Source organism: Streptomyces sp. NPDC059371 (genome assembly GCF_042751995.1).
Lineage (GTDB): Bacteria > Actinomycetota > Actinomycetes > Streptomycetales > Streptomycetaceae > Streptomyces.
Map to the genome: position 1 here is coordinate 54933 of NZ_JBHYXD010000051.1, position 6352 is coordinate 61284.

The window sequence follows — 6352 nt, forward strand, 5'->3', positions numbered from 1 at the left end:
CTGGTCGCAGGTCACCACTCCGATGGAACGGGAGCCGTGGCGTCCGGTATCCCGAACCCCCGGCAACGCTTCGCGCCGACTTCGTCCAACCCCTTGCCGAAGCCTTAGCGGAAGGTTAACGTCCCGCACCGCACGCCGCATTCGAGCCACGGCCGCACCTGACCGGCACAGCGCACTCAAACCGCCCACAAGACAAGGACGTCACCATGTCGGCATTGAGCAGCAACTGGGACCGTCGATCCGTACTGCGGGCCGCCGCCGGCCTCGCCGCCCTCGGGCCGCTTGCCGCCTGCGGCAGCAACAACGGGCGCTCCGGGGGCGGGAGTTCGGGAAAGGAGCTGGTCCAGTACTTCCACGCCTACGGGGAGGCGGGCACCGAGCAGGCCATCAAGCGGTACGCGAAGGCCTACGACCAGGCACAGGTGACCACGCAGTGGATCACCGGCAGCGACTTCGAGAGCAAGCTGTTCGCCTCACTGCTCACCAAGAACGCGCCGGACGTCTTCGAGTTCCACCCGCAGATCCAGCTCGTCAAGAGCGGCCAGGTGGCGGACCTGAGCGACATCGTGGGGCCGGTCAAGGACGACTTCAACCCGGCCGACATCGCCTCGCACACCGTCGACGGGAAGACCTACGGCGTCCGCATGATCGACGATCCGCAGTTCTTCTTCTACCGGCCCTCCCTGCTGGCGAAGGCGGGACTCGACGTGCCGACCACGCTCGACGAACTCGTCGAAGCCGCGGCGAAGTTGACGACGGACAAGGTGAAGGGCCTGTTCATCGGCAACGACCTGCACGCCGTCATCAACCCGATGATCTGGTCCGCGGGTGCCGACACCCTCGACGACAGGAACCAGATCGCCTACCACACCGAGGGGGTCAAGGAGGGGCTGAAGAAGATGCGGGGCCTGTTCACGAGCGGCCATCTGCTCCTCGACGCCCCGGCCGACTACTGGGACCCCTCGGCGATCAGCCAGGGCCTCTGCGCGATCCAGTTCTGCGGGATGTGGGCCATGCCCCAGATGCAGAAGGTGCTCGGCGACGACATCGGGGTCTTCCCCTTCCCGAAGGTCACCGACTCGGGCAAGCCGTCCGTCTACAACGGCGGCTGGTCGATGTTCGTCAACGCCAAGAGCAAGAACGTCGACCTGGCCAAGGAGTACGTGAAGTGGCTCTGGATCGACCAGAAGAAGTACCAGGAGGACTGGTCGCTGTCGTACGGCTTCCACATCCCGCCACGTACCTCGCTCGCCGCGTCCGCCACCAAGCTGAAGTCGGGTCTGCCGGCGAAGGGCGTCGAACTCTTCGGCCAGTACGGGCACTTCGACAACATCGGCTGGACCCAGTCCATGATCACCGCACTTGAGGACGTCTTCGCCAACTGCGTCCGCAAGAACGGCGACCCGGAGGCCGCGCTCGACGAGGCGGACGTGACCGTGAATCGCGAGCTCAAGAAGCTCTTCGGATAGACCGGCGGACGGACCCCGACATGTCGACCACCACGTCGCACGGTGTCTCGCGTTCCGCCCCGGCCGGCGCCACGGCGGCCCGGCAGCGGCGGTTCCGGCGAGGCGGCAGCACCCTCGCCTTCTGGCTCTTCACCGGCCCCTTCCTCATCGGCCTGACCGTCTTCGTGTACGTGCCGATCGGCTGGAGCCTGTGGCTGAGCTTCTTCGAGGCTCGCTTCACCGTCACCCCCGACACGTTCGTCGGCCTCGACAACTACCGGCAGATGCTGGAGAACGGCAACTTCACCGGTTCGCTGGTCACGTTCACCGTCTTCGCCGCCTTCATCGTGCCGCTGACCTGGGCACTCTCCCTCGGCCTCGCGCTGCTGGTGAACCGGCTGCGGTTCATGCGGGCGTTCTTCCGGTCGGTGTTCTTCCTGCCGACCGCGTGCAGCTATGTCGCCGCCTCGCTGATCTGGAAGATGTCCATCTTCAGCGGGGTCCGCTTCGGCCTGATGAACACCGTCCTCGGCTGGTTCGGGATCGAGAACACCGCCTGGCTGGCCAACCCCGATCCGCCCTGGTACTGGCTGGTCATCGTGACCGCGCGGCTCTGGCTCCAGGCGGGCTTCTACATGATCCTCTTCCTGGCCGCCCTGCAGAACATCCCTCCGGAGCTCTACGAGGCCGCCGCGATCGACGGCGCCGGTCCCGGCTGGCAGTCCTTCCGCCACATCACCCTGCCGCAACTGCGGGCCACCTCGACGGCCGTGATCCTGCTGCTCCTCGTGGCCGCCTACCAGGCCTTCGACGAGTTCTTCAACCTGCTCTCGAAGACCACCTGGGGCCGCCCGCCGCTCGTCGAGCTGTACTACACGGCGCTGGGCCAGGCCCAGGACTACGGCGCGGGCAGCGCGGGCGCGGTCATCCTCACGCTGCTCATCTGCATGGTGACCCTGCTCCAGGGCAGGTTCATGGGATTCGGACGCGGGGAGGAGGCCGGATGACCACCCTCTCCCAGGGCCGCAAGGCCCACGCGGCGGCGCGGAGAAGGCGCCGGCGGGACAGTCCGGGCGGTGTCCTCGGCAGCACCGGCCTGTACATCGCCACCGGGGTCGCCGGTCTGCTGTTCCTCGTCCCCTTCTATCTGCTCGTGCGCAACGCCCTGTCGACCGACGCCGCCATCACCGGCGAGAACTGGCAGTTCTTCCCCACCGACCTGAAGTGGGGCAACATCCGTGAGCTGTTCGACGACCCCACCGTCCCCTTCGCCCGTTCCCTCTGGAACTCCGCCGTCGTCGGGGTGCTGCACACCCTCGGCACCCTGCTGGTGTGCTCGCTCGCCGGCTACGGCCTCGCGCGGATCCCGTACCGCCACGCCGACAAGGTCTTCTACGCGGTGCTGGTCACCCTGATGGTCCCCTCCGCCGTGACCTTCGTGCCGAGCTTCGTGCTCGTGTCGTCGCTCGGCTGGGTGGACAGTCTTCGCGGCCTCATCATCCCGGGGCTTTTCAGCGGTTTCACGTGCTTCCTCTTCCGGCAGTACTTCTTGGGGTTCCCGAAGGAACTGGAGGAGGCGGCGCGCATGGACGGGCTCGGACATTGGGGCGCCTACTGGCGCATCGTGGTGCCCAACTCCCTCAACTTCTTCGCCGCGATCGCGACCATCACGTTCATCAGCGGCTGGAACGCGTTCCTGTGGCCGCTGGTCATCGGCCAGAACCCCGACGCCTGGACCGTCCAGGTCGCGCTGTCCTCGTACATGACGAACCAGACCGTCAACTTCCATCTGATCTTCATGGCCACGGCCATTTCCATCCTGCCCCTGGTGTTCGTGTTCCTCTTCCTCCAGCGCTGGCTGGTCCAGGGAATCGCGCAGACCGGCATCAAGGGCTGAACGAGGAGACGCATGTCTTTCCGCACCTCTCCCGGACCACCGGCCTCTCCCCCGTCCACCACCGACTACGTCGAGGACGTCTCCCCAGGCAGCGGCGCCCTCCCGCCCCGCGCCTGGTACGCCTCCTCGGACGCCCGGTCCCTGTCCCTGAACGGCCGCTGGGACTTCCGGCTCTCGCCCACCGCCGACGCCGAGGACGACTCCTTCGCGGCCGAGGGGTACGAGCCCGACGGCTGGACCGGGGTGGAGGTCCCCGGTCACTGGGTGCTACAAGGTCATGGATCGCCGATCTACACCAACCACCTCTACCCGTTCCCCGTCGACCCGCCGCGCGTGCCGACCGAGAACCCGACCGGCGACCATCTGCGCCGCTTCGACCTGCCGCCCGACTGGCCCGCGGACGGCGGGACGGTCCTGCGCTTCGACGGGGTCGAGTCCTGTGCCCGGGTCTGGCTGAACGGCACGGACCTCGGCACGTTCCAGGGCTCTCGGCTGCCGCACGAGTTCGCCGTCGGCCATCTGCTCGAACCCGGCGGCAACGTGCTCGCGGTCCGGGTCCACCAGTGGTCGGCGGGCTCCTATCTGGAGGACCAGGACCAGTGGTGGCTGCCGGGCATCTTCCGCGACGTCACCCTGCTGCACCGGCCGCCGGGCAGCGCGCTCGACTTCTTCGTGCACGCCTCCTACGACCACCACGAGGGCCTGGGGACCCTGCGCGTCGACTCCGACGTCGACGGGCGGGTCCTCGTCCCCGACCTGGACATCGATGTCGGGACCGGGACCCCGGTCACCGTCCCGGTGCTGCCCTGGACGGCCGAGACACCCCGGCTGTACGACGGCGAACTGGTCACCGAGGGCGAGCGCGTCCCGCTGCGCGTCGGCTTCCGCACGGTCGAACTCGCGGACGGCCTGATCAAGGTGAACGGCACGGCCGTCCTCTTCAAGGGCGTCAACCGGCACGAGTGGCATCCGGAGAAGGGCCGCGCGCTCGACCCGGAGACCATGCTCGCGGACGTGCTGCTGATGAAGCGGCACAACATCAACGCCGTCCGCACCTCGCACTACCCGCCGCACCCCGCCTTCCTCGACCTGTGCGACACCTACGGCCTGTGGGTCGTCGACGAGTGCGACCTGGAGACCCACGGATTCACCGAACAGGGCTGGCGCGACAACCCCGTCGACGACCCGCGCTGGACACCCGCCCTGCTCGACCGGGTGGCGCGCATGGTCGAACGCGACAAGAACCATCCGTCGGTCGTCCTGTGGTCCCTCGGCAACGAGGCCGGCACCGGGCGCGGTCTCACCGCGATGGCCGAGTGGATCCGCGGCCGCGACGGCTCCCGGCTCCTCCACTACGAGGGCGACCACGACTGCCGTGACACGGACGTCTATTCACGCATGTACGCCCATCATGCCGAGGTCGAACGGATCGGCCGGCACCGGGACGGCGGCGGACTGAAACGACGTCAACTGCCCTTCATCCTGTGCGAGTACGGGCACGCGATGGGCAACGGCCCCGGTGGCATCGCCGACTACCAGAGCCTGTTCACCACGTACGACCGCCTCCAGGGCGGCTTCATCTGGGAGTGGATCGACCACGGCGTCCAGGACGAGCGCCACGGGTTCGCGTACGGAGGGGACTTCGGCGAGGAACTGCACGACGGGAACTTCGTGTGCGACGGGCTCGTCTTCCCGGACCGGACCCCGTCCCCCGGGCTCGTCGAGTTCAAGAAGGTCGTCGAGCCCGTCCGCATCGACGGCGGGGGCTCCTTCCCGCCTTCCGCCGAGGGCCTGGCGGCCGACGCGGGCTGGGACGGCACCGTACGCGTCACCAACGGGTACGACTTCGCGGACCTTTCCCGCCTGGCCTTCACGTGGTCGTACGAAGTGGACGGCGAGACCGTCGGGTCGGGCCCGCTCGTGGTGCCCGCGCTGACGCCGGGACAGTCGGCCGACGTCAAGCTGCCGGAACCGCCCGTGGATCCGCGGGACGCCGCGGCACAGTGGACGGTCCGGGCGGTACTGGCCGAGGAGACCGCCTGGGGACCGCGCGGCCATGTCGTCGCCTGGACCCAACTCCCCATGGCGACACCCGCGTCGCCCGCCTTCGCGCCCTCCGCGGTTCCGGTCTCCGGCGACGGGGTGATCACCCTCGGGCCGGGCACGTTCGACTCCCGTACCGGGGCGCTGCTGGCCCTCGGCGGGATCGAGGTCACCGGCCCGCGCCTCGACGTGTGGCGCGCCCCGACCGACAACGACAACGGCGCGCACTGGCAGCCGGACGCCCGCTACGGCCCGCTCTGGCGCGCCCTGGGCCTGCACCGGATGCGGCACCGCCTGGACGCGGTGGAGGCGGACGGCGACTCCCTGACCGTACGCACCCGGGTCGCGCCCGCGGCCCGTGACGTGGGCCTGCGCACGGTGTACCGCTGGACCTCCGACGGCACCCGGCTGCGGCTGACCGTGTCCGTGGCGCCGGAGGGCCGGTGGACACTGCCGTTGCCGCGCCTCGGCGTCCGGCTCGGGCTCCCGGGCTCCGCGGACCGGGTGACCTGGTTCGGGGGTGGCCCCGGGGAGGGCTACCCGGACACCAAGGCCGCCTGCATGAACGGGCGCTGGGAATCGACGGTCGACGCGATGCAGACACCGTACGTCCGCCCGCAGGAGAACGGCGCGCGGCCCGGCGTCCGCTGGGCCGAGATCGGCGGGGTACGCGTCGAGGGCGACCCGGCGTTCTGGTTCACGGCGCGCCGCTGGACGACCGAGCAGCTCGACGCGGCGGACCATCTGACGGATCTCGCCCCCGGCGACACGGTCTGGGTCAACCTCGATCACGGTCAGCAGGGCATCGGTTCGCAGTCGTGCGGTCCCGGCGCCCTCCCGCGGTACCAACTGTGGGCCGCTCCGGCGGAGTTCTCGTTCGTGTTCTCCCCGATCCGGGACTGAGGCCCGGGTCCCGGGCGCGGGGGGGGGGGGGGCCCGCCGCGCCCGCCCCCCCCACCGCCGC

At 69.4% G+C, this 6352-nt stretch carries 4 protein-coding genes; all 4 read left to right on the forward strand.

The features are described from left to right. Positions 1 to 206: 206 nt before the first annotated feature. The 4 genes from ACFXGX_RS25910 to ACFXGX_RS25925 are packed head-to-tail and all read left to right on the forward strand — an operon-like array spanning position 207 to position 6291. A complete protein-coding gene (locus tag ACFXGX_RS25910; RefSeq protein WP_384795418.1) occupies positions 207 to 1469 on the forward strand; it encodes an ABC transporter substrate-binding protein in 1263 nt (420 codons plus the stop codon). Between the two features lie 20 nt (positions 1470 to 1489). Next, positions 1490 to 2455: a carbohydrate ABC transporter permease gene (locus ACFXGX_RS25915; RefSeq protein ID WP_384795420.1), complete on the forward strand. Its 966-nt coding sequence runs from the start codon at positions 1490 to 1492 to the stop codon at positions 2453 to 2455. Beyond that, complete coding sequence (locus ACFXGX_RS25920; RefSeq protein ID WP_384795422.1) at positions 2452 to 3345, forward strand: carbohydrate ABC transporter permease; 894 nt, start codon at positions 2452 to 2454, stop codon at positions 3343 to 3345. Before ACFXGX_RS25915 ends, ACFXGX_RS25920 begins: the two co-directional genes overlap by 4 nt. Positions 3346 to 3357: 12 nt before the next feature. Next, positions 3358 to 6291: a glycoside hydrolase family 2 TIM barrel-domain containing protein gene (locus tag ACFXGX_RS25925; protein ID WP_384795424.1), complete on the forward strand. Its 2934-nt coding sequence runs from the start codon at positions 3358 to 3360 to the stop codon at positions 6289 to 6291. Positions 6292 to 6352 lie beyond the last annotated feature (61 nt).

What these genes read in the sequence shown, in the direction of transcription:
- ACFXGX_RS25910 (WP_384795418.1), top strand. Translation starts at nt 207, where the DNA reads ATGTCGGCATTGAGCAGCAACTGGGACCGTCGATCCGTACTGCGGGCC.
- ACFXGX_RS25915 (WP_384795420.1), top strand. Translation starts at nt 1,490, where the DNA reads ATGTCGACCACCACGTCGCACGGTGTCTCGCGTTCCGCCCCGGCCGGC.
- ACFXGX_RS25920 (WP_384795422.1), top strand. Translation starts at nt 2,452, where the DNA reads ATGACCACCCTCTCCCAGGGCCGCAAGGCCCACGCGGCGGCGCGGAGA.
- ACFXGX_RS25925 (WP_384795424.1), top strand. Translation starts at nt 3,358, where the DNA reads ATGTCTTTCCGCACCTCTCCCGGACCACCGGCCTCTCCCCCGTCCACC.